Origin of the sequence: Pseudomonas sp. NBRC 111139, from assembly GCF_001753955.1 — a bacterium.
Classification (GTDB): Bacteria; Pseudomonadota; Gammaproteobacteria; order Pseudomonadales; family Pseudomonadaceae; genus Aquipseudomonas; species Aquipseudomonas alloputida.
In genome coordinates, this window is record NZ_BCBP01000018.1 from 120,972 (window position 1) to 143,214 (window position 22,243).

The following is a 22,243-nucleotide window of genomic DNA, read 5'->3' on the forward strand; positions in this document are numbered from 1 at the left end:
CTTGAATGAATAAGGGGGATTCTCCGGCTGACGGGGTATTGAGACAAACTCATTAAATTTGAGATGAACCCAAGAAATCTTCATGATCATGCTGTCATGATCTTCGCGCCCCCATGTCTCATTCAGATCACCATCCTGCGCATCCGGACATGACCCGGCTCGCCTTCTGCCGCACAATGCCACCCTGACCACACCAGGTGCCCGGCCAACATGAGCCTGCTGAAAACCGCCCTGCGCGAACAGAACTTCGTCTGTGTCATGGAGTTCGTCCCCAAGCCTTCCGCAGAACGCTTTGCCGCCATGGAAGCGATCATGGCCCGTGCGCACCTGTGCGGCTGGCCGATGACCGTGGCCATCGGTGATCGTGTCGGCAGCCCGCTGGACATGTCACCGCTGGACGCCCTCGCCTCGTTCAGCAACCCGGTGCCTGCCCTGCCGCATTTTTCAGGCAAGGATCGCGAACGCCACCACCTGCTCGCCCAACTGCAGCGCATGGACGCCGCCGGCCTCGACCAGCTGTTACTGCTGACTGGCGACCGCCTGCCCGGCCATGAACCTGGCCAGCGCCCGGTGCGTTATCTGGAATCGGTCGCCGCCCTGCAGGTTGCTCGCCAGGCCTGCCCGCACTGGCTGCTGGGCGCGGCGCTGAACCCGTTCAAGTACCACGAGGAAGAAGGCGGCGCCCAGTATTTCAAGGCCGAGAAAAAGCTGGCAGCGGGGGCTGACTTTCTCACCTTGCAACTGGGCTTCGATGCCGCCAAGCATCAGGAAGCCATACACTGGATGCGCCGCCAGGCCTCACCCAAGCCCATGCTGGCCTGCCTCATGAGCCTCACCCACGGGCGCGCGGCGATGCTCGACCACGTGGCCGGCGTGACTGTCACGCCCTCCATGCGCGACATGCTCGAAGCGGAAACGGCGCAGTCCAAGGCCTTTGCCCAGGCGCGCAGTGTTGACCGCCTGGCCTTGCAGATCATCGGTACAAAGCTGATGGGGTACGCCGGTGTGCACCTGTCAGGGGTTCACACACTCGAACAGTTGCTGGCCCTTGAGACCCGTATCGAGCACTGGCAATCCCAGGTTCAGTCCCTGGAGCAATGGGCACCGGCCTGGCACGCCAGCTGGCAGATGCCTGGCCTGCCGGCGGTGACCTTCCATCCGCCACAGGCTGGCTGGCGCCTGGACGAGTCACGGGTCAATGCCTCATTCAAGGAAAAAGCCCGCTATCACCTGATGCATGGCATGCACGCACTGCTGTTCAGCCGGCGCAACAGCCTGAGCAAGGCCTTCGGCTGGGCGGTGCGCCAGCCTCTGTGGGGTACACGCGTCGGCGCACACATGCTGCACACGCTGGAGCGCAGTGTGAAGCGCCCGCTGGTGGGTTGCGACACCTGCGGCCGTTGCCGCCTGGAAGACACCTTGTATATCTGCCCGGAAACCTGCCCTAAAGGCCTGGCCAATGGCCCTTGCGGCGGAACCGCCCTGAACCGCTGCGAGTTCGGCGACCGCGAGTGCATCCACAGCGTCAAGTACCGCACCGCCAAAGCTGTGCGGCAAACTGCTGTGCTGACCGAACGCCTGATCCCGTGCATCGAGGTCGAAACCCGCCACCGCAGCTCATGGCCGCAGTGGTTCGCAGGGCAGGCGCCGCAGCGGCTCAGCCCGCAGCCATTGCCTCGAAGCCAGCCCGAATCGTAGCCTCGGGCAGTTCATCGGCAATGAACACCATCACGCTCTCGCGTGCTTCGCCTGCAGCCCACTCGGCGTCCCAGTCGAAGCCATAAAGCTTGAGCACGCCCTGAAACACCAGCTTGCGTTCCTCGCCGGCAATGTTCAGCACGCCCTTGTAGCGCAGCAGCTGTTTGCCGTGGGTTTCCAGCAGCTCGTTCATGAAGCTGCTGAGGCGGTCGATATCCAGCGGGGTTTCGGTACGCAGCACCATCGTGGAGATACGGTCCGGGGTGGCAGGCTTGAGCACGGGTCGCAACATCGGTTTCAGGTTCACCCCAAGGTCGGGGTTGAGGTTGAAACCGCGCACATCCAGTAATTCAGCCAGGTCGATGCAGCCGTGTTCGACTACACGGATCGCAGCCCTGCTATTGATGCGGGCCAGGCGTTCGCGCAGGGCTTCAACCGCAGTTGGCTCGACCAGGTCGGTCTTGCTCAGCAGCAGACGATCGGCAAAGCCGACCTGGGCCTGAGCGATGGTCTGGGTCAGGTGCAGTTCGGCATGCGCGGCATCGACAAGGGTGATGATGCCGTCGAGGATATAGCGCTCACGCAGCTCCTCGTCGATGAAGAACGTTTGCGCTACCGGCGCCGGGTCGGCCAGGCCGGTGCATTCGATCACCAGGCGATCGAAGGCGATTTCCCCTGCATCCAGGCGTTCAAGCAGCAGGTAAAGCGCGCGAGTCAGGTCGCCATGGATGCTGCAGCATACACAACCGTTGGCCAAGGTCATGACCTGCACCGGCTGGTCACCCAGCAGTTGGCTGTCGATGCCGGCCTCGCTGAATTCGTTTTCGATCACGGCGAGCTTCAGGCCATGCTCGGCCTTGAGCATGTGCCTGAGCAAGGTGGTCTTGCCGGCACCGAGGAAGCCCGTGAGGACGGTTACGGGAATGGGCGTCTGCACGCAAAATACTCCTGAATCTGAAAATGACTGTGGGAGCCGGTTACCCAGGCTCCCACAGGTTTACACGTACCGCAGGCTCAACAGCACTTGGGCCCGGACTTGCCACCGTAGCGTGCTTCCTGGCGTTCGCGGAAGAACGCCTCGTAGCTCATCACCGGCTTGTCCGGATGCGTTTTCTGCATGTGTTCGACATAGTTGTCGTAGTCGGGCATGCCGACCATCAGGCGGGCTGCCTGCCCCAGGTATTTGCCCAGTCGACCCAAGTCGTTGAACATGATTGCAGTCCTCTCGATTACGCGTCAGGCAACGCCTGGAACGGGGTTTCCTTGTCGCTGCGTTCTTTGCGGCCCAAGGCGGCGTAGCCGACCTTGATGGCGAAGAACAGAATGCTGAAGACCACCAGCAGGAACAAGATCGTCAGGCCCGCGTTGGTGTAGGCGTTGAAGATCACGTGCTGCATCTGCCCAATGTCCTTGGCCGGGGCCAGTACCTGGCCGGCGTCCAGCGCAGTGCTGTACTTCTTGGCCAGGGCCAGGAAGCCGACAGCCGGGTTGGGGTCGAACAGCTTGATCAGGCCTGCAGCCGTGGTGCAGATCAGCAGCCATACGGCCGGCAGCAGGGTGACCCAGATGTAGCGCTGACGCTTCATCTTGATCAGCACCACAGTACCGAGCATCAAGGCGATACCGGCCAGCATCTGGTTGGAGATACCAAACAGCGGCCACAGGGTGTTGATGCCACCCAGCGGGTCGATGACGCCCTGGTACAGCAGATAGCCCCAGAGTGCCACGCAGCCAGCAGTGGCAAGCAGGTTGGCCCCCCACGATTCAGTGCGTTTGAGTGCAGGCACGAAGCTGCCCAGCAGGTCCTGCAACATGAAGCGCCCGGCACGGGTACCAGCGTCTACCGCAGTGAGGATGAACAGCGCCTCGAACAAGATTGCGAAGTGGTACCAGAAGGCCATGGTGTTCTCACCTGGCAACACCTGGTGCAGGATCTGCGCGATACCGACCGCCAGGGTTGGCGCACCGCCGGCACGGGCCAGAATGGTGTGCTCGCCGATGTCACGGGCAACGGCTTCGAGCTGCTCGGGTGTAATCAGGAAGCCCCAACTGCTGACGGTCTGCGCCACCGACGCGACATCGGTACCGACCACTGCAGCCGGGCTGTTCATGGCGAAGTACACGCCCGGTTCGATCACCGAGGCCGCAACCATGGCCATGATGGCGACGAACGATTCCATCAGCATGCCGCCGTAGCCGATATAGCGGGCGTTGGTTTCGTTATCCAGCAGCTTGGGGGTGGTCCCCGAGGAAATCAGCGCGTGGAAGCCGGACACCGCACCACAGGCAATGGTGATGAACAGGAACGGGAACAGGGTACCCTTCCACACCGGGCCCGTACCGTCGGTGAACTGGGTCAGCGCCGGCATTTTCAGCTCGGGAGCGATGATCAGGATACCGATGGCCAGGCCAAGGATCGTGCCGATCTTGAGGAAGGTCGACAGGTAGTCACGTGGCGCCAGCACCAGCCACACTGGCAGCACGGCGGCGACAAAACCGTAGCCCACCAGCATCCAGGTGATCTGCACGCCGGTGAACGTGAACGCCGGGCCCCACACCGGGTCCGCAGCGATCACGCCCCCCAGCCAGATCGAGGCCAGCAGCAGCACCACGCCAACGACCGAGATTTCGCCAATACGGCCCGGACGGATGTAGCGCATGTAGATGCCCATGAACATCGCGATCGGGATGGTCGCCATCACCGTGAACATGCCCCATGGGCTTTCGGCCAGGGCCTTGACCACGATCAGTGCCAGCACCGCGAGGATGATGATCATGATCAGGAAGCAGCCAAACAGGGCGATGGTGCCCGGGATTCTGCCCATTTCCTCGCGCACCATGTCGCCCAGCGAGCGCCCATTGCGGCGGGTAGACAGGAACAGGACCATGAAGTCCTGCACCGCACCGGCCAGCACCACGCCGGCAATCAGCCACAGCGTGCCGGGCAGGTAACCCATTTGCGCGGCGAGCACCGGACCCACCAGTGGGCCAGCGCCGGCGATGGCGGCGAAGTGGTGACCGAAAAGAATGTGTTTGTTGGTCGGGACGTAGTCCAGGCCATCATTGTTGAGCACCGCCGGGGTGGCACGGCGCGGGTCGAGTTGCATCACCTTGGTGGCGATGAACAGGCTGTAGTAACGATAGGCGACCAGGTAGATGGCCACTGCCGCGACCACGATCCACAAGGCGTTGATCGCCTCGCCGCGCCGCAGGGCAACCACACCCAGTGCGCAGGCACCTATGACTGCCAGCGCCAGCCACGGAATATGGCGTAGCAGGCTATTATTGTTGTTCATGGTTAGCTTCCAGCTGGTGGATTGGAAAGACCGCCCACCGAGTCTAGGGCCAGTCAAGCGGCATTGCCACACTTGCTTTGTTCTAGAGCCTCTGCGGCCTGATTGCAGTACCTGATGCACATGCAACTCTAACTATAGTCAGGATGACACCTGATGACCTATTCGAGGATCCAAGCCATGAGCGATCATGACGAACGCCGCCGCTTTCAACGCATCGACTTCGATGCCCCCATCGAGCTGCGCCAGGGGCTGAAACGCTGGCCTGCAAAACTGCTGGACCTTTCACTCAAAGGCTTGCTGATCGAACGCCCCGCAGGCTGGGATGCCGACCTGACCCAGGACTTCGACGCCATCATCGAGCTGGACGAGGATGTCCGTGTGCAGATGCAGGTCGAACTGCGCCACGAAGAACCCGACCGCCTGGGCTTCATCTGCCTGTACATCGACCTCGACTCGATGAGCCATTTGCACCGTCTTGTGGAATTGAACGTGGCTGACAGCACCGAAATGATGCGTGAGCTGCGCGAACTCATCGAATAATAAAATCTCTTAGCTAGCTAATAGCCTTCCCGCCTGGTGTTTCTTGTCTACCCAGACAGCTTTAAGCCTGGGTAGCGTTGCTTTGTACACACCCTTCTAATACAGCTTCTGCCAAGTTGGTACGCCTTCTGCATTGGGTTTTAACACACCCTGCGGCCGGATCTGTTCGCGCTCCGATCAAAATATTGTATACAATTCTTGTGGCAATCATTTGTAGGAAGTGTCTACAGTAGCGGCACAACAATAAACAGAGAGCCTGCTCCATGACTACGTCCCCTAGCACGTCTCCCGCCAAGCGACCCGAGGATGAAAACCTCGGTCTTGGTGCCAACCTGGCCTATGGTCTGCAGCATGTGCTGACCATGTATGGTGGGATCGTCGCAGTACCCCTGATCCTGGGGCAGGCCGCGGGCCTGAATGGTGCCGAAATCGGCATGCTGATCGCCGCCTCGCTGTTCGCCGGTGGCCTTGCCACCCTGCTGCAGACCCTTGGCCTGCCGTTCTTCGGTTGCCAGTTGCCACTCGTGCAAGGCGTGTCGTTCGCCGGTGTGGCGACCATGGGCGCGATCCTGAGCAGCGAGGGGGGCGGTGGCCTGCCAGGGGTGCTCGGCGCGGTCATGGCTGCGTCGCTGATCGGCTTTCTGATCACACCGGTGTTCTCGCGCATCACCAAGTTCTTCCCGCCGCTGGTGACCGGTATCGTGATCACCACCATCGGCCTGACCCTGATGCCGGTTGCCGCACGCTGGGTAATGGGTGGCAACAGCGCCTCGCCGGAGTTCGGCAGCGTGGCCAACATCGGCCTGGCCGGGCTGACCTTCGCCATCGTGCTGCTGCTGAGCAAGCTTGGCAGCGCCACCATCTCACGCCTGTCGATCCTGCTGGCCATGGTGGTCGGCACGCTGATCGCCTGGGCATTGGGCATGACCGATTTCAGCAAGGTCAGCGAAGGCCCGATGTTCGCCTTCCCCACGCCTTTCCACTTTGGCATGCCGGAATTTCACATCGCCGCGATCCTGTCGATGTGTATCGTGATCATGGTCACCCTGGTGGAAACGTCGGCCGATATCCTCGCCGTGGGTGAGATCATCGACACCAAGGTGGACTCCAAGCGCCTGGGCAACGGCCTGCGCGCCGACATGGCATCGAGCATCCTGGCGCCGATTTTCGGTTCGTTCACCCAGAGCGCGTTCGCCCAGAACGTCGGCCTGGTGGCCGTGACCGGGGTCAAGAGCCGCTACGTGGTGGCTACCGGCGGCGTGATTCTGGTGGTACTCGGCCTGCTGCCAGTCATGGGCCGGGTGATTGCCGCCGTGCCTACCCCGGTACTGGGCGGCGCCGGTATCGTGCTGTTCGGCACCGTGGCGGCCAGCGGTATCCGCACCCTGTCCAAGGTCAGCTACAAGAACAACGTCAACCTGATCATCGTCGCGGCCTCGCTGGGCTTCGGCATGATCCCGATTGCCGCGCCGACCTTCTACCACCACTTCCCGAACTGGTTCGAGACCATCTTCCACTCCGGCATCAGCTCGGCGGCGATCATGGCCATCCTGCTGAACCTGATCTTCAACCACTTCACCACCGGCAACTCGGAAAACCAGTCAGTGTTCGCTGCAGCCTACGAGCGGACCATCCAGTATTCGGACATTTCCGCGCTGCGTGATGGGGACTACTTCAAAGATGGCAAGCTGTTCGATGCCGAAGGTAACGAAGTGCCGATGCTGGAACTGGACGAGCATGGCAATGAAACGGTCAGGCGCACGGCCGTTGCCGAGCACTGACTGATTGCAGGAGCGAGCTTGCTCGCTCCTGCACACTATTCGAACAATGCATCCAGCGCCTGTTCCAGGCGGGTAACGGCAATCACCTGCAAACCCGCAGGCGCTTCTTTCGGCGCATTGCCCTTGGGTACGATGGCACGCTTGAAGCCGTGCTTGGCCGCTTCCTTCAGGCGTTCCTGGCCACTGGGCACCGGCCGTACCTCGCCCGACAAGCCAATCTCGCCAAACACCAGCAAACCGTGGGCCAGTGGCCGGTTACGCAAGCTGGACATCACCGCCGCCAGCAGCGCCAGGTCCGAAGCCGTTTCCAGCACCTTCACCCCGCCGACCACGTTGAGAAACACATCCTGGTCATGGGTCGGGATACCGCCATGGCGGTGGAGCACCGCCAACAACATGGCCAGGCGGTTCTGGTCCAGGCCCAAGGTTACCCGCCGCGGGTTGGCCAGATGGCTATCGTCGACCAGCGCCTGCACCTCGACCAGCATTGGCCGGGTACCCTCCCAGGTTGCCATCACCACGCTACCCGGCACCTCTTCCTGAGTACGGTTGAGGAAGATCGCCGACGGGTTGGATACCTCCTTGAGGCCACGATCGGTCATGCCGAACACGCCCAGCTCGTTGACCGCGCCAAAGCGGTTCTTGACCGCCCGCAGCAAGCGCAGCCGGCCATCGGACTCACCTTCGAAATACAGCACCGTGTCGACCATGTGCTCCAGCACCCTTGGGCCAGCCAGCGAGCCTTCCTTGGTCACGTGGCCGACCAGAAAGATTGCCGTACCGCTTTGCTTGGCATAGCGCACCAGCAACGCTGTGCTTTCGCGCACCTGGGCCACGCCGCCCGGGGCCGATTGCAACTGCTCGGTGAAAATGGTCTGGATCGAGTCGATCACCATTACCCGCGGCTTCTCGACCCGCGCTGTGGCAATGATCGTCTCGATGCAGGTTTCGGTCATCACCTTGAGCTGGTCCTGGGGTAGGCCCAGCCGCCGCGAGCGCATGGCCACCTGCTGCTGCGACTCCTCCCCCGTGACATACAGTGCCGGCATGCCCACGGCGATGTTGCACAAGGTCTGTAGCAAAATGGTCGACTTGCCGATGCCGGGGTCACCGCCAATCAGCACCACCGAGCCATCCACCAAGCCGCCACCCAGCACGCGGTCCAGTTCGGTGCTGCTGGTCGTGAAACGCGGGATTTCCTCGACACTGACTTCGGCCAGGGTCTTGATCTGCGCTTGCTGTCCTGTCCAGCCAGCGCGGCCGCTACTGGGTGCAGCAGCGCCGCCGCTTTCGATCATGGTTTCGACCAGGGTGTTCCAGGCCCCGCATTCGCCGCACTGGCCGGCCCATTTGGGGAAGGTCGCGCCGCATTCGGTGCAGCCATACAAGCGCTTGGCCTTGGCCATGGGTGGGGTCTCCTGGAAAAATTCGCCATGATAACTGAGCAGGACGTGTCTCGAACGCTTCGAGATGCGACAAAACTATTCGTTCTAACTGCAGTCTGTAGCCCTGAACACAACGCATGAAGCGTTTAAGTGGCTTACACTGCGTTAACCTCACCTTTTGTTACAAGGAACCAAACATGGGCGTGCTCAACGAGTTCAAGGCTTTCGCAGTCAAAGGCAACGTCGTCGACATGGCGGTCGGTATCATCATCGGCGCGGCCTTCGGCAAGATCGTCTCGTCCTTCGTCGGCGACGTGATCATGCCGCCACTGGGCCTGCTGATCGGCGGCGTCGACTTCAGCGACCTGGCCATTACCCTGAAGGCTGCCGAAGGTGACGTGCCAGCGGTGGTGCTGGCGTATGGCAAGTTCATCCAGACCGTGATCGACTTCGTGATCGTGGCCTTTGCCATTTTCATGGGCGTGAAGGCGATCAACAAGCTCAAACGTGAAGAAGCCGTGGCGCCGACTACGCCGCCTGTGCCTTCGGCTGAAGAGACGCTGCTGACCGAAATCCGCGATTTGCTCAAGACGCAGAACCAGAACCGCTTGCCCTGAAATTGCCGGGGGCGCTGTAGGAGCGGGCATGCTGGCGAAGAATCCAGTGCGGTGGATGGCACCGGCTTCGCCGGTGTTCGCGGGTAAACCCGCTCCTACACGGCGGCCTGTGTTAAACCTCCGATGTGTGTCCACCACCAATCCGGTGTAGGAGCGGGTTTACCCGCGAATACGGTAGCGGCGGCAACGGTGAACGGCGGGTGGAGATTGGCCACCAGGGCCGGCCTCTTCGCGGGTAAACCCGCTCCTACACGGCGGCCTGTGTCCAACCTCCGATGTGTGTCCACCACCAATCTGCGTAGGAGCGGGTTTACCCGCGAATACGGTGGCGGCGGCAACGGTGAACGGCGGGTGGAAATTGGCCAGCAGGGCCGGCCTCTTCGCGGGTAAACCCGCGCCTACAGGCCCGCAACGGCCGCAATGGACTTACCAGTAGTTCTCGACTGCCACCTGCCCCGGCCGCTTGCTCAGGCTCAATTGCAGGTCGCGCGCCTTGAGGACCTTGCGGGTTTCGTCGATCATTTCCGGGTTGCCGCACAGCATCACACGAGAATGCTCCGGCGACAGTTCAAGCCCTGCCGCCCTCTCCAGCTCGCCATTCTCGATCAACGTCGTAATCCGCTGATTCAACGCCCCAGGGTGTTGTTCACGGGTCACCACGGGAATGAACTGCAACTTGCCCGCGTACTCGGCCAGATAATCGCGCTGTTCCAGCCCGGCAATTTCATCCACATAGGCCAGCTCCTTCGCTTCGCGCACTGAATACACCAGCTTGATGCTGTCGAAGCGCTCCCAGGCCTCGAAGTCCTGGAGGATCGACATGAATGGCGCAATGCCGGTACCGGTAGCCAGCAGCCACAGGTCACGACCACCGACGAAGCGGTCGAGGGTGAGGAAACCGAACGCCTGTCGGTCGATCAGCAACGTATCGCCTGCACCCAAACGGCTCAGCTCACTGGTGAACTCACCACCTGGCACCACGATGGAAAAGAAATCCAGGTGCTCGTCATGGGGGGCGCTGACCATGGAATAGGCGCGCCACACCACACTACCATCGGCCTTGGTCACACCTAGCCGGGCGAATTGGCCGGAACGGAAGCGGAACCCCGCATCGCGCGTAACCCGCAGGCTGAAGAGGTTCGGCGTCAGTGGCTGAACATCAAGCAGTGTCTGGCGAGTGAACTTTTCGGCGCTAGCGGTCATATCGGGCTCCAAGGTTGGCGTGTGCACAGTGTCGCCTAAAGTGGCCAGGATAAAAACCACCGCTTTGTAGGGCCTCATCAAGGGTGATCGTGCCGAACTCGCAGAAAATCCTGTTCGCTATAACAAAAAAATCCCAACAAGATGGTAGGTCTTTTCCTACAATCATCCGGGTACTCAAACGGATTGGATCCTGCGCGCCCCAAGGAGTGTTTCAAATGCTTCACTGGAAACCCGAGTATCTTCATGCGTTCGTCAGCGAACGCAGCCCGCAGAAGCTATTCGACATCGCAGTCCATCTGGCTCAGGACCTGGACATGGATTACCTTGGGCTGAACATCCGCATTCAGATCGCTACGCAAACGCCAAGGCTGTACCTCTACAGCAACTACCCAATTGAGTGGATCGAGCGTTACCAGCGCGACGACTTCTACAAGCTGGACCCGGCAGCGAACCTGAGCCACAGCTCGACGACGCCGGTGCTGTGGACCGATGACCTGTACAAGGAAGCACCGCAATTTCGCGAAACGGCCTGCCAGCATGGCTTGCGCCACGGCTGGACACAGTCGCTTCACGATCAGCAGCACAACGAGAGCCAGATCAGTGTCGCTCGGCCAAACGGCCACATCGATATGCTCGAACTGTACGACAAAGCCGGCAGTGTGCAGTGGCTGTGCCACACCCTTCACGCGGTACTGGGCGAGCACCACCTGAACGCGCTATGCCCACCCCAGCCGAAAATGAGCGAGCGTGAACTGGAAGTGCTGAAATGGTCTGCCGCCGGCAAGACCGCTGCCGATGTTGCCTCCATCCTCTCGCTGTCGCAAAGCACGGTCAATTTCCATATCCGCAGCGTGATCACCAAGACCAACGCAGCCAACAAGGCCGGAGCCATTGCCATTGCCGCCTTGCGTGGCTGGATCTGATCTTCGAACCTGCGACCTCGGGCAAAGCCCTGTAGAATCGCCCGGCAAAGCCCGGAGCGAACCGCAACGGGCAGTTTCGTACCCGAGCCAGACGCCATGCCCCTGTTGACCACCCCCTACGCCGAACTCGACCTGATCCGCCAGCCGGAGCAGGCCAACGACCCGTTGCAGGCCTTCGATGCCGCCGACGAGTACCTGCTTGCGCAGCTACACGATCAGGCACCCGACGCCAATTGCCGGGTACTGGTGCTCAATGACAGCTTCGGTGCCTTGGCCGCAAGCCTTGCGGGCCAGCTGCAGGTGGTCAGCAGCGGTGACTCGCACCTGGGGCACCTGGCCCTGGAAAAGAACCTGGTGCGCAATGGCCTGCCGTTCGACAGTGTGCCGTTCGTACCGGCCAGCGAACACTGGCAAGGCCCGTTCGACCGGGTGCTGGTGCGTGTACCCAAGACCTTGGCCCTGCTCGAAGAACAACTGATCCGCCTGCAAGGCCAGCTGGCACCCGGTGCGCAGGTGATTGCTGGGGCAATGATCAAGCACCTGCCACGGGCGGCCGGCGACCTGATGGAGAAGTACATCGGCCCCGTACAGGCTTCGCTGGCACTGAAAAAGGCCCGTTTGCTGACAGCAACGGTTGCCGAGCGGCCGCTCGCCAAGTCCCCCTATCCCAGCTGCTACCGCCTCGACGCGCCGGCACTTGACTTGGTCAACCACGCCAACGTGTTCTGCCGTGAAGGCCTGGATATCGGGACGCGGGCGTTCCTCCCGCATCTACCACGCGACCTTGGCCGTGCGCGGGTGGCAGACCTGGGCTGCGGCAACGGCGTACTCGCGATCGCCAGCGCCCTGGCCAACCCGGATGCCGAGTACACCCTGGTCGACGAGTCGTACATGGCAGTGCAATCGGCGCAGGAGAACTGGCTGGCAGCGTTGGGCGAGCGCCCGGCGACCTTCTTCGCGGCCGATGGCCTGGCCGGGCTGGAGAAGCAGTCGCTGGACGTGGTGCTGTGCAACCCGCCGTTCCATCAACAGCAGGTAGTGGGCGATTTCCTCGCCTGGCGCATGTTCCAGCAGGCGCGTGAAGCGCTGGTGGTAGGTGGGGCGCTGTACATCGTGGGTAACCGGCACCTGGGCTATCACAGCAAGCTGGCGCGGTTGTTCCGGGGGGTGGAGCAGGTGGCGGCAACGCCCAAGTTCGTCATTCTGAAAGCCCGCAAGTAGGCGCGCCACCGCCCCCGTAGGAGCGGGCTTGCCCGCGAACACCGGCAACGCCGGTGCCATCTAGCGCGTTGCCTGCTTCGCGGGCAAGCCCGCTGCCGCTCTTTATCAATGTGTGGTCAGGCCCGCCGCCCCCATGAACAGCCGCATCACCCAGGCCGCCACACCCAGCGCTGCGACGCTCATTGCCCAGATCAGCAACAGCCAGCCCAGTCGCTGCCACAGCGGTTTCTTGTCTTCCAAACCATGTTTGCCAGCCATCATGCGGCCCTCCTAGTGGTAGCCGTCTTCGTGGGTGACCTTGCCGCGGAACACATAGTAGCTCCAGAAGGTATACATCAGGATAAACGGCAGGATGAACAGGGTACCCACCAGCATGAAGCCCTGGCTTTGCGGTGGCGCTGCGGCATCCCAGATCGAAATCGACGGCGGGATGATGTTAGGCCACAGGCTGATTCCCAAGCCGCTGTAGCCAAGGAAGATCAGTACCAGCGTGAGCAGGAACGGCGTGTAGTGCGCGTTGCGTGCCACCGCTTTGAGCAACCCGTAGAAGGTCACCAGCACCAGCAGCGGTACCGGCATGAACCAGATCAGGTTGGGCATGCTGAACCAGCGGTCGGCAATCTGCGGGTAGGCAATGGGCGTCCACAGGCTGACGATACCGATCACCACCAGCAGCACCAGCGCCAGCGGCCGGGCCATATCGTGCATCTTCTGCTGCAGCGGCCCTTCGGTCTTCATGATCAGCCAGGTGCAACCCAGCAAGGTGTAGGCCACGATCAACCCCAGCCCGCAGAACAGGCTGAATGGGGTCAGCCAGTCCAGGGTGCCACCGGCAAAATGCCGGTCGACCACCTTGAACCCCTCCAGGAACGCGCCCAGCGCCACACCCTGGAAGAAGGTGGCGATCAGCGAACCCCAGATAAAAGCCTTGTCCCAGATGTGCCGTTTGTCGGCCTTGGCCTTGAAGCGGAACTCGAAGGCCACGCCTCGGAAAATCAGGCCGATCAGCATCAGGATCAGGGGCAGGTACAGGGCCTCGAGGACCACGGCATACGCCATCGGGAAGGCACCGAACAGTCCGGCACCGCCCAGGATCAACCAGGTTTCGTTGCCGTCCCATACCGGCGCGACAGTGTTCATCATGACATCACGGTCCTGCTCGCCCTTGACGAAGGGGAAGAGCATGCCGATCCCCAGGTCGAATCCGTCCATCACCACGTACATCATGACGCCGAAGATGATGATCACGGCCCAGATCAGTGGAAGGTCGATACCCATGGTTCAGTTCCCCTCGTTCAGGCTGGCAGAGGTGGCCTCGCGGCCATCATCGGCGGCGGACAAAGGCCGTGCCGGCGTGCGTTTCTGGCCTGGGCCTCCCGGTGTGTGCTCGTCACCCTCGCCGGTCTGCGGCCCTTTGCGTACCAGGCGCATCATGTAGCCAAGGCCGGTGCCAAACAGGGCGAAGTACACCACCACGAACGCCACAAGGGTGAAGCCGAGCTGGGCGTAGCTGTGGTTGGAAACACCGTCCGCCGTGCGCATCAGGCCGTACACCACCCAGGGCTGGCGGCCAATTTCGGTGGTGAACCAGCCGGCCAGCAGCGCGACCAGCCCGGATGGACCCATCCACAGGGCCACATGCAGGAACGGGCGTGAACTGTACAGCGTGCCGCGTTTGCGCAACCACAGGCTCCACAGGCCAACGAAGATCATCAGGAAACCAAGCCCGACCATGATCCGGAACGACCAGAACACAATGGTCGAATTAGGCCGGTCCTCAGGCGGGAACTCCTTCATCGCCGGCACCTGCTGGTCCAGGCTGTGAGTCAGGATCAGGCTGCCGAGCGCCGGGATCTCGATCTTGAACCGGGTAGTCTCGGCCTCCATGTCGGGAATGCCGAACAGGATCAGCGGCGTCGGCTCACCGGGCACGTTCTCCCAGTGGCCTTCGATCGCGGCAATTTTCACCGGCTGGTGCTTGAGGGTATTGAGGCCGTGGAAATCGCCGATCACTGCCTGAATCGGGGCGACGATCAGTGCCATCCACATGGCCATCGACAGCATCTTGCGCACGGCCGGGTTGTCACGCCCGCGCAGCAGGTGCCAGGCCGCCGAGGCACCGACGAAGAACGCGGTGGACACGAACGCGGCAGTGGCCATGTGCATCAGGCGGTAGGGGAAGGAGGGGTTAAACACCACCGCAAACCAGTCCACCGGCACCACCCGACCATCGATGATCTCGTGACCTTGCGGGGTTTGCATCCAGCTGTTCGAGGCGAGAATCCAGAAGGTCGAGACCAGCGTACCGAGCGCTACCATCACCGTGGAGAAGAAGTGCAGACCACGGCCGACGCGGTTCCAGCCAAACAGCATGACGCCCAGGAAGCCGGCTTCGAGGAAGAACGCAGTCAGTACTTCGTAGGTGAGCAGCGGGCCGGTGACGGCGCCGGCAAAGTCGGAGAAGCGGCTCCAGTTGGTGCCGAACTGGTAGGCCATGACCAGGCCGGAGACGACGCCCATGCCGAAGTTGACGGCGAAGATCTTTGACCAGAAGTGATAGAGGTCACGGTAGACCTGGTTGTGGGTCCGCAGCCATAGGCCTTCGAGGACTGCCAGGTAGCTGGCCAGGCCAATGGTGATGGCCGGGAACAGGATGTGGAACGACACGGTAAAGGCAAACTGCATTCGGGCGAGCTCTAAGGCTTCTATTCCGAACATGGTGCTTCCTCTTCAGATAATCCGGCGGCCGGGCTTGTGGCCCCGTCGCCCACTGCCCCCACTGGGTCGAGTACGGCGTGTTTGAATTGTTCTGTTCGATCGCAGGGATTCCGGCCAGACGGCCATTTCATTGATCTGGAACGATTGACCCAGATCAATTAATGCTAGGAAGCATAGTCCCGAATGGCCCGGTGGGCCGTGTGGTGGATTGCCGCGTGACCTGTTGCCTCACCCTCTTTAATTAACAGTGGAAAAGTGCCGACCCGAGCAAACAGTAACCGTTTGTTACAAACAGGTGATACGCTGCGCACCCCCTCTACTGCGCCGAGGCCCCTGGTTTCCGATGTCCGATTCCGCACCGCAGTTGTTGCGTCACCATCGTCCTTTTTTGGCCTTCTGGCTGGCCCGCGTGTTCACCGCCAGCGGCTTCCAGATGCTCACCGTGGCCATCGGCTGGCACCTCTACCAATTGACCGGCAACGTCCTGGACCTGGGCCTGGTCGGCCTGGTCGAGTTCGCCCCACGGGTGCTGTTCATGCTGCACACCGGCCATGTCGCCGACCGCTATGACAGGCGCAAGGTCGCCGCCCTGTGCCAGAGCCTTCAGGGGCTGATTGCCCTGGCGCTGGCGGTGGGCAGTGCCACCGACAACGTCACCCGCGAACTGATCTTTGCCCTGGCCTTCCTGCTCGGCGCCACCCGCTCATTCGAAATGCCGGCAACCCAGGCGCTGCTGCCCAACGTGGTACCGGCCGGGCTGTTCCCGCGGGCAGTGGCGGCGTCGGCCTCGGCCACCCAGTCGGCGACCATCGTGGCGCCGGCGGTGGGCGGCTTTCTGTATGCCTTTGGCAGCATGTGGGTGTATGGCCCGACGGTGGCCCTGTACGCCATTGCCTGCGTGCTGACCCTGAGCCTGCAGGCGCACGGCCAGGTCGCCCAGCGCGGACGCGCCAGCATCGAATCGCTGCTGGCTGGCATCCGTTTCATTCGCAGCCGGCCCGACATCCTCGGCGCCATCTCGCTGGACCTGTTCGCCGTATTGTTGGGCGGGGCCACCGCGTTGCTGCCGGTATTTGCCAAAGACATCCTGCTGACCGGTCCGATGGGGCTTGGCCTGTTGCGCTCGGCGCCAGCGGTGGGGGCGTTGCTGATGTCGCTCTGGCTGGCGCGCTTCCCGTTCCAGCGCAACGTCGGGCGGACGATGTTCACTGCGGTCGGCGTGTTCGGCGTGGCAACCATCGCCTTCGGCCTGTCGACCTCGTTCTGGTTCTCGCTGGCGGTACTGGTGGTACTGGGTGCGGCAGACATGATCAGCATGGTCATTCGCAGCTCGTTCGTGCAGCTGGAGACACCGGATGAAATGCGTGGGCGGGTGAGCGCAGTGAACGGCTTGTTCATCGGTGCCTCGAACCAGCTCGGTGAGTTCGAATCGGGGGTGACCGCGCACTGGTTTGGTACAGTGCCGGCGGTAGTGCTGGGCGGGGTGGGCACCTTGGTGGTGACCGGGGTGTGGATAAAACTGTTCCCTACCCTGGCCAAGCGGGATCGGTTGCATAACGGGTGATGCGTCACCCGTGCCGGCCTGTTCGCGGGCAAGCCCGCGCCTGCAGGGGACGTTACCCGCGCAGGGCCAAAAAAACCCATTCCCCAACGGCCATAGGCCCCCGCCATGCATGCTGGTATCATGCGCGGCTTTTTTCCTCCCCACACAAAACCACAGCATCCGGTACGGTCTGTGCTTTGCTGATGGGGTCGATACATTCATGGCGCCGGGGGCGCCTTGGGGAGCGGGCATGCTGGAAAGGCTGTTTCAACTAAGAGCACACAACACCAACGTGCGCACCGAGATTCTCGCGGGCGTCACCACCTTCCTGGCCATGGCCTACATCCTGTTCGTCAACCCGAGCATCCTCGGCGAGACCGGCATGGACAAAGGCGCGATCTTCGTTGCCACCTGCCTGGCAGCGGCCATCGGCTCCGCCACCATGGGCCTGATTGCCAACTACCCGATCGCCCTGGCACCGGGCATGGGCCTGAACGCGTTCTTCACCTACACCGTGGTGCTGCACATGGGCCACACCTGGCAGGTGGCACTGGGTGCCGTGTTCCTGTCGGCGGTGATGTTCTTCCTGCTGTCGATCTTCCGCATCCGCGAGTGGATCGTGAACAGCATCCCGCTGCCGCTGCGTTCGGCGATTGCCGCCGGTATCGGCCTGTTCCTGGCACTGATCGCCCTGCATAACGCCGGTATCGTCGTCGATAACCCAGCCACTTTGGTGGGCATGGGCGACCTCAAGCAGCCGTCGGTGATTCTCGCCACACTGGGCTTCTTCCTGATCGTCGGCCTTGAGTCGCTGAAAGTGCGCGGCGCGGTGCTGATCGGCATCCTGGCCGTCACCGTCGCGTCGATCGCCATGGGCGTCACGCCGTTCGGCGGGATCGTGTCGATGCCACCTTCGCTGGCACCCACCTTCCTGCAGCTGGACATCGCCGGTGCCCTCGATGTGGGCCTGATCAGCGTGATCTTCGCGTTCCTGTTCGTCGACCTGTTCGACAACTCCGGCACCCTGATCGCCGTGGCCAAGCGCGCAGGCCTGATGGGCAAGGACGGCCACATGCCGAAGATGGGCCGCGCCCTGATCGCCGACAGCACCGCCGCCATGGCCGGCTCCCTGCTGGGCACCTCGACCACCACCAGCTATATCGAGTCCGCTGCGGGTGTGAGCGCCGGTGGCCGCACGGGCCTGACGGCCATCGTGGTTGCCGTGCTGTTCCTGCTGGCGCTGTTCTTCGCCCCGCTGGCCGGCAGCGTGCCGGCGTTCGCCACCGCTCCGGCGCTGCTGTTCGTCGCGGTGCTGATGGCCTCGGGCCTGGCGGAAATAAACTGGGACGACGTCACCGAAGCCGCACCGGTGGTGGTAACTGCCTTGGCCATGCCGCTGACGTACTCGATCGCCAATGGTATCGCCTTCGGCTTCATCGCCTGGACCGCCGTCAAACTGATTTCCGGCCGCCGTCGCGACCTGAACCCGGCCCTGGTGATCCTTTCCATCCTGTTCGTCATCAAGCTAGGCTGGTTCAACGCATGAGTGCTGCTTTCGACCCCTCCTCCTACGCCACCCAACTGGACGCCAAGGTGGCCCGGCTGCGCGAGCTGCTGGCGCCGTTCGGTGCGCCGGAACCGGCTGTTTTCGAATCGCCACGCGCGCATTACCGCCTGCGCGCCGAGTTCCGCCTGTGGCGCGAGGATGGCCAGCGCCACTACGCCATGTTCGCCCCGGGCGAGAAGCACAAGGCAATCCTGATCGACGATTTCCCCATTGCCAGCGAACGCATCAACGCGTTGATGCCACGCCTGAAGGCAGCCTGGCAGGCTAGCGAAGAACTGGGCAACCGCCTGTTCCAGGTGGAGTTCCTCACCACCCTGGCTGGCGATGCGATGATCACGATGTGCTATCACCGCCCGCTGGACGAGGCCTGGGAAGTGGAAGCACGGCAACTGGCTGAAGCGCTGGGGGCGAGCGTCATCGGCCGTTCCAAGGGCAAGCGCCTGGTTATCGGCCGCGACTACGCGGTGGAAAAACTTGATGTGGCTGGCCGCGTGTTCAGTTACCGCCAGCCGGAGGGTGCGTTCACTCAGCCCAACGGCGCAGTGAACCAGAAGATGCTCAGCTGGGCCTTCGAGGCCATGGGCGAGCGTGAGGATGACTTGCTGGAGCTGTATTGCGGCAACGGCAACTTCACCCTGCCGCTGGCCACGCGTGTACGCCAGGTGCTGGCCACCGAAATCAGCAAGACGTCGGTCAATGCCGCACTGAGCAACCTTGACGAAAACGCTGTGGATAACGTGCGGCTGGTACGCTTGTCGGCAGAGGAGCTGACCCAGGCACTGAATGAGGTGCGGCCGTTCCGTCGCCTGGAAGGCATCGACCTGAAGCGCTATGAGTTCGGCACAGTGTTCGTCGACCCACCGCGGGCAGGGATGGACCCGGATACCTGCGAGCTGACCCGGCGTTTCGAACGCATCCTGTACATCTCGTGCAACCCGGAAACGCTGGCAGCGAACATCGCCCAGTTGCAGGACACCCACCGCATCGAGCGCTGTGCATTGTTTGACCAGTTCCCGTATACCCACCATATGGAGAGTGGGGTCCTGCTGGTTCGGCGCTGATCGTTGTATTGCCGGGGCTGCTTTGCAGCCCATTCGCGGGCAAGCCCGCTCCTACATTGATCGGCGTACAGCCCGTTGCTCAGCGTACAGCCGATTGCTCGGTGCACAGCCATTGCTCGGCGTACGCAGATCGTTGTAGGAGCGGGCTTGCCCGCGAATGGGCCGCAGAGCGGCCCCAAGCGTCACCTCAGAAGTCGAAGAAAACGGTCTCCCCTTCCCCCTGAATACGGATATCAAAGCGGTACGCCGTCTTCCCATCCACTTCGCAACGCTTGGCAATCAAGGTTTCACGCCGCTGCGGCTGCTCGATCAGGTTGAGCACCGGGCACTTGGCATTGGCCTGGGCCTCATCATCGAAATACAGGCGCGTGTGCAGGTGGATGTTGATGCCACGGGCAAACAGGCTGATGTTGATGTGCGGCGCCATCGGCACGCCCGCAGCGTTGTTCACCACACCCGGCTTGACCGTGTGCAGCGTCCACTCACCGGCATCGAAGGTCGTGGCGGTGCGGCCGAAGCTGTTGAAGGCGTTTTCCAGGTTGTAGGCATCCTGGTACTCGCCGTTGGCGTCGGCCTGCCACACTTCCAGGAACGAGTCGCGCACCAGGTGGCCGTTACCGTCATACACCTGGCCGAGCAGCAGAATGTGCTCGCCTGGCGCGTCTGGCTTGGCCAGGCGGTTCCAGATTTCCTGATCGCGGGTCGGGTTGCCGGCCGCTTCCAGGGCCAGGCCGATGTGCACATAGGGGCCGGCAGTCTGCGAAGGGGTTTCCGGCAGCAGTTCGATTGGCATGGCGGGGTCCTCAGCAGTTTTCGAAGTGGGTCTTGCGCTGGCCGCGCAGCACGATGTCGAAGCGATAGGCCAGGCAGTCCATCGGGTTGGCGTTGCTCATGTCGAGCTTGGCGATCAACTGCTGCACGGCTTGCGGGTTGGCGATCGACTTGACGATCGGGCACATCGGAATCAGCGGGTCACCTTCGAAGTACAGCTGGGTGATCAACTTGGTGGCGATCGATGGGCCGCTGATGGCGAAGTGGATATGCGCCGGGCGCCAGTCGTTCGGGCCGTTGCGCCATGGGTACGGGCCCGGCTTGATGGTGCGGAAGCTGTAGTAGCCGTCACGGTCGGTCAGGCACCGGCCAACACCACCGAAGTTCGGGTCCAGCGGCGCCAGGTAGCGGTCGTTCTTGTGGCGATAGCGGCCGCCGGCGTTGGCTTGCCACATCTCCACCAAGGTGTTCGGCACAGGCTTGCCGTACTGGTCGACGACACGGCCGGCAACGATGATGCGCTCGCCGATTGGCAGGCCACCGTTATTGAAGTTCAGCAGCAGGTCATGGTCATGGGCGCCGAAGCCCAGGTGGGAAAAATCCGGACCAGTGGTTTCGCTGATCGACTGCGGAATACTGACCAGTGCCTGGCGCGGCGAGCGGGCAATGGACGTCTTGTAGTCAGGCGTAAGGGCTTTGGGGTGCCAATTGCGATCACGGATCACGAAGCGGCTGTTGTCCTGGGCGGGCATGCCGGTTTCCTCTCTTGGAATTATGAGAACGCCTGAGTGTGGCAGGCGGACTTACAGTTTCCGGCAGGTCGCGGGCGATGAACATTGAAATCGACCCCTTGATACATAACCAAATAGTTATGGATAAACACCTCGGCCTGACAGGTTCCACCTTCGTGAACTAATCTTTGTCTTCTTGTTTCACGCTCGGAGAGCATTCATGGAATGGCGAAAAGGCCGACGCAGCGACAACGTGGTCGATGCCCGAGGCGAAGGTGGCGGCGGCGGCATGCGTTTCGGCGGCGGCAAGGGGCTGGGGCTTGGGGCAATCCTGCTGATCGTCGGCATCGGCTGGCTCACCGGGCAGGACCCGTTGCAGATTCTTGGCCAGCTTGCCGGGCAGATGGAGCAGCAACAACAGCAGACGGCGCCCAGTGGTGCGGGCGGCAAGGCGCCACCGGCCAACGACCAGCAAGCCGAGTTCGTCGCCTCGGTTCTGGGTGACACCGAAGACACCTGGAAAGCCCTGTTCGCCGAGGCCGGCAAACAATACCGTGACCCCAAACTGGTCCTGTTCAGCGGCCAGGTCAATTCGGCCTGCGGATTTGCCTCGGCAGCGGTTGGGCCGTTCTATTGCCCGGCGGACCAGCGGGTGTACCTGGACATGTCGTTCTTCCGTGAAATGGAAACCCGCTTCGCTGCAGCTGGCGACTTCGCCCAGGCCTACGTGATCGCCCATGAAATCGGTCACCATGTGCAGACACTGCTGGGCGTTTCGGCCAAGGTCGACGCCGCACGACGCGCCGGCCAGCGCATGGAGGGCGACAACGGCCTGTTGGTGCGCCAGGAGTTGCAGGCCGACTGTCTGGCCGGGGTATGGGCATACCAGGCGCAGAAACGCCTGAACTGGCTGGAGCCAGGCGATGTCGAGGAAGCGCTGAATGCGGCCAATGCCATTGGCGACGACCGCCTGCAGCAGCAAAGCCGCGGGCGCGTAGTGCCAGACTCGTTCACCCACGGTACCTCGGCGCAGCGGGTACGCTGGTTCAAGGCCGGGTTTGCCGAAGGTGAAGTGAACCGCTGCGACACCTTCAGTGCACGCACCCTCTGATACCCGGTGCAACAGGGACCGCGTGAGACCGCTTGCTGACATTTTGCTGAAAAAGCGTTTCAGCTTCCCCAATCATG

20 protein-coding genes are annotated in these 22,243 nt (G+C 62.2%); 10 read left to right on the forward strand and 10 right to left on the reverse strand.

The window, feature by feature from the left end; translation table 11 throughout:
- The first annotated feature begins 210 nt into the window (after positions 1 to 210).
- A complete protein-coding gene (locus BJQ17_RS04190; RefSeq protein ID WP_070095561.1) occupies positions 211 to 1,698 on the forward strand; it encodes a methylenetetrahydrofolate reductase C-terminal domain-containing protein in 1,488 nt (495 codons plus the stop codon).
- On the opposite strand, the gene yjiA is transcribed toward BJQ17_RS04190, so the two are convergent.
- From yjiA to BJQ17_RS04205, 3 genes are all read right to left on the reverse strand, one after another.
- Entirely contained in the window at positions 1,658 to 2,635 is a 978-nt protein-coding gene (gene yjiA, locus BJQ17_RS04195; RefSeq protein ID WP_070095562.1) for a GTPase, read from the reverse strand. The genes BJQ17_RS04190 and yjiA overlap by 41 nt on opposite strands.
- A 77-nt stretch (positions 2,636 to 2,712) precedes the next feature.
- Complete coding sequence (locus BJQ17_RS04200) at positions 2,713 to 2,910, reverse strand: YbdD/YjiX family protein (protein ID WP_003251633.1); 198 nt, start codon at positions 2,908 to 2,910, stop codon at positions 2,713 to 2,715.
- Between the two features lie 17 nt (positions 2,911 to 2,927).
- A complete protein-coding gene (locus tag BJQ17_RS04205; protein WP_004577217.1) occupies positions 2,928 to 4,994 on the reverse strand; it encodes a carbon starvation CstA family protein in 2,067 nt (688 codons plus the stop codon).
- Between the two features lie 177 nt (positions 4,995 to 5,171).
- Here BJQ17_RS04205 and BJQ17_RS04210 point away from each other — a divergent pair, with 177 nt between their 5' ends.
- Positions 5,172 to 5,534, forward strand: a complete 363-nt coding sequence (locus tag BJQ17_RS04210; RefSeq protein ID WP_070095568.1) for a PilZ domain-containing protein — start codon at positions 5,172 to 5,174, stop codon at positions 5,532 to 5,534.
- 263 nt (positions 5,535 to 5,797) lie between these two features.
- Entirely contained in the window at positions 5,798 to 7,315 is a 1,518-nt protein-coding gene (locus tag BJQ17_RS04215) for a nucleobase:cation symporter-2 family protein (RefSeq protein ID WP_012053706.1), read from the forward strand.
- Positions 7,316 to 7,350: 35 nt separating this feature from the next.
- Here the strand turns inward: BJQ17_RS04215 and radA are convergent, their stop codons facing one another.
- Positions 7,351 to 8,721, reverse strand: coding sequence for a DNA repair protein RadA (gene radA / locus BJQ17_RS04220; RefSeq protein ID WP_003251626.1), 1,371 nt, complete (start codon positions 8,719 to 8,721; stop codon positions 7,351 to 7,353).
- A 176-nt stretch (positions 8,722 to 8,897) separates the two neighbouring features.
- Between radA and mscL the strand changes: the two genes are divergently transcribed.
- Complete coding sequence (gene mscL, locus BJQ17_RS04225) at positions 8,898 to 9,317, forward strand: large-conductance mechanosensitive channel protein MscL (protein WP_003251622.1); 420 nt, start codon at positions 8,898 to 8,900, stop codon at positions 9,315 to 9,317.
- Between the two features lie 426 nt (positions 9,318 to 9,743).
- On the opposite strand, the gene BJQ17_RS04230 is transcribed toward mscL, so the two are convergent.
- Positions 9,744 to 10,520: a ferredoxin--NADP reductase gene (locus BJQ17_RS04230; RefSeq protein WP_003251619.1), complete on the reverse strand. Its 777-nt coding sequence runs from the start codon at positions 10,518 to 10,520 to the stop codon at positions 9,744 to 9,746.
- 215 nt (positions 10,521 to 10,735) lie between these two features.
- Here BJQ17_RS04230 and BJQ17_RS04235 point away from each other — a divergent pair, with 215 nt between their 5' ends.
- Entirely contained in the window at positions 10,736 to 11,443 is a 708-nt protein-coding gene (locus BJQ17_RS04235; protein WP_003251617.1) for an autoinducer binding domain-containing protein, read from the forward strand.
- A 96-nt stretch (positions 11,444 to 11,539) separates the two neighbouring features.
- A complete protein-coding gene (locus BJQ17_RS04240; protein ID WP_054889685.1) occupies positions 11,540 to 12,664 on the forward strand; it encodes a methyltransferase in 1,125 nt (374 codons plus the stop codon).
- A gap of 105 nt (positions 12,665 to 12,769) precedes the next feature.
- Here the strand turns inward: BJQ17_RS04240 and BJQ17_RS04245 are convergent, their stop codons facing one another.
- Genes BJQ17_RS04245 through BJQ17_RS04255 form a run of 3 tightly spaced genes read right to left on the reverse strand, consistent with a single transcriptional unit; the run spans position 12,770 to position 15,382 of the window.
- Positions 12,770 to 12,925, reverse strand: a complete 156-nt coding sequence (locus BJQ17_RS04245; RefSeq protein ID WP_003251614.1) for a DUF2474 domain-containing protein — start codon at positions 12,923 to 12,925, stop codon at positions 12,770 to 12,772.
- Between the two features lie 9 nt (positions 12,926 to 12,934).
- Positions 12,935 to 13,942, reverse strand: coding sequence for a cytochrome d ubiquinol oxidase subunit II (cydB, locus tag BJQ17_RS04250; protein ID WP_003251612.1), 1,008 nt, complete (start codon positions 13,940 to 13,942; stop codon positions 12,935 to 12,937).
- A 3-nt stretch (positions 13,943 to 13,945) separates the two neighbouring features.
- Positions 13,946 to 15,382, reverse strand: coding sequence for a cytochrome ubiquinol oxidase subunit I (locus BJQ17_RS04255; RefSeq protein WP_003251610.1), 1,437 nt, complete (start codon positions 15,380 to 15,382; stop codon positions 13,946 to 13,948).
- Positions 15,383 to 15,725: 343 nt separating this feature from the next.
- Here BJQ17_RS04255 and BJQ17_RS04260 point away from each other — a divergent pair, with 343 nt between their 5' ends.
- The 3 genes from BJQ17_RS04260 to trmA all read left to right on the forward strand — a co-directional run bounded on the left by BJQ17_RS04260 (position 15,726) and on the right by trmA (position 19,553).
- Entirely contained in the window at positions 15,726 to 16,946 is a 1,221-nt protein-coding gene (locus tag BJQ17_RS04260; RefSeq protein ID WP_003251608.1) for an MFS transporter, read from the forward strand.
- A 229-nt stretch (positions 16,947 to 17,175) separates the two neighbouring features.
- Complete coding sequence (locus tag BJQ17_RS04265) at positions 17,176 to 18,471, forward strand: NCS2 family permease (protein ID WP_003251606.1); 1,296 nt, start codon at positions 17,176 to 17,178, stop codon at positions 18,469 to 18,471.
- Complete coding sequence (gene trmA, locus BJQ17_RS04270; RefSeq protein WP_070095563.1) at positions 18,468 to 19,553, forward strand: tRNA (uridine(54)-C5)-methyltransferase TrmA; 1,086 nt, start codon at positions 18,468 to 18,470, stop codon at positions 19,551 to 19,553. The genes BJQ17_RS04265 and trmA overlap by 4 nt, the downstream gene beginning before the upstream one ends.
- A gap of 187 nt (positions 19,554 to 19,740) precedes the next feature.
- Here trmA and pcaG read toward each other — a convergent pair whose 3' ends face one another.
- Together pcaG and pcaH are read right to left on the reverse strand one after the other, a co-directional pair.
- A complete protein-coding gene (gene pcaG, locus BJQ17_RS04275; protein WP_003251601.1) occupies positions 19,741 to 20,346 on the reverse strand; it encodes a protocatechuate 3,4-dioxygenase subunit alpha in 606 nt (201 codons plus the stop codon).
- A 10-nt stretch (positions 20,347 to 20,356) separates the two neighbouring features.
- Positions 20,357 to 21,076, reverse strand: a complete 720-nt coding sequence (pcaH, locus tag BJQ17_RS04280) for a protocatechuate 3,4-dioxygenase subunit beta (RefSeq protein WP_003251597.1) — start codon at positions 21,074 to 21,076, stop codon at positions 20,357 to 20,359.
- Between the two features lie 199 nt (positions 21,077 to 21,275).
- On the opposite strand from pcaH, the gene BJQ17_RS04285 reads away from it, so the two are divergent.
- Positions 21,276 to 22,166 (forward strand): neutral zinc metallopeptidase, encoded by an 891-nt coding sequence (locus BJQ17_RS04285; RefSeq protein WP_003251596.1) that lies wholly within the window; start codon positions 21,276 to 21,278, stop codon positions 22,164 to 22,166.
- Positions 22,167 to 22,243: the final 77 nt, after the last annotated feature.

Bases quoted from the DNA above. Each gene is read 5' to 3' on its own strand.
- mscL (WP_003251622.1), top strand. From the start codon at position 8,898: ATGGGCGTGCTCAACGAGTTCAAGGCTTTCGCAGTCAAAGGCAACGTC.
- BJQ17_RS04230 (WP_003251619.1), bottom strand. From the start codon at position 10,520: ATGACCGCTAGCGCCGAAAAGTTCACTCGCCAGACACTGCTTGATGTT.
- BJQ17_RS04190 (WP_070095561.1), top strand. From the start codon at position 211: ATGAGCCTGCTGAAAACCGCCCTGCGCGAACAGAACTTCGTCTGTGTC.
- BJQ17_RS04265 (WP_003251606.1), top strand. From the start codon at position 17,176: ATGCTGGAAAGGCTGTTTCAACTAAGAGCACACAACACCAACGTGCGC.
- BJQ17_RS04245 (WP_003251614.1), bottom strand. From the start codon at position 12,925: ATGATGGCTGGCAAACATGGTTTGGAAGACAAGAAACCGCTGTGGCAG.
- radA (WP_003251626.1), bottom strand. From the start codon at position 8,721: ATGGCCAAGGCCAAGCGCTTGTATGGCTGCACCGAATGCGGCGCGACC.
- trmA (WP_070095563.1), top strand. From the start codon at position 18,468: ATGAGTGCTGCTTTCGACCCCTCCTCCTACGCCACCCAACTGGACGCC.
- BJQ17_RS04285 (WP_003251596.1), top strand. From the start codon at position 21,276: ATGGAATGGCGAAAAGGCCGACGCAGCGACAACGTGGTCGATGCCCGA.
- BJQ17_RS04235 (WP_003251617.1), top strand. From the start codon at position 10,736: ATGCTTCACTGGAAACCCGAGTATCTTCATGCGTTCGTCAGCGAACGC.
- BJQ17_RS04215 (WP_012053706.1), top strand. From the start codon at position 5,798: ATGACTACGTCCCCTAGCACGTCTCCCGCCAAGCGACCCGAGGATGAA.
- BJQ17_RS04205 (WP_004577217.1), bottom strand. From the start codon at position 4,994: ATGAACAACAATAATAGCCTGCTACGCCATATTCCGTGGCTGGCGCTG.
- cydB (WP_003251612.1), bottom strand. From the start codon at position 13,942: ATGGGTATCGACCTTCCACTGATCTGGGCCGTGATCATCATCTTCGGC.
- pcaH (WP_003251597.1), bottom strand. From the start codon at position 21,076: ATGCCCGCCCAGGACAACAGCCGCTTCGTGATCCGTGATCGCAATTGG.
- BJQ17_RS04240 (WP_054889685.1), top strand. From the start codon at position 11,540: ATGCCCCTGTTGACCACCCCCTACGCCGAACTCGACCTGATCCGCCAG.
- BJQ17_RS04210 (WP_070095568.1), top strand. From the start codon at position 5,172: ATGAGCGATCATGACGAACGCCGCCGCTTTCAACGCATCGACTTCGAT.
- BJQ17_RS04255 (WP_003251610.1), bottom strand. From the start codon at position 15,382: ATGTTCGGAATAGAAGCCTTAGAGCTCGCCCGAATGCAGTTTGCCTTT.
- pcaG (WP_003251601.1), bottom strand. From the start codon at position 20,346: ATGCCAATCGAACTGCTGCCGGAAACCCCTTCGCAGACTGCCGGCCCC.
- BJQ17_RS04260 (WP_003251608.1), top strand. From the start codon at position 15,726: ATGTCCGATTCCGCACCGCAGTTGTTGCGTCACCATCGTCCTTTTTTG.
- BJQ17_RS04200 (WP_003251633.1), bottom strand. From the start codon at position 2,910: ATGTTCAACGACTTGGGTCGACTGGGCAAATACCTGGGGCAGGCAGCC.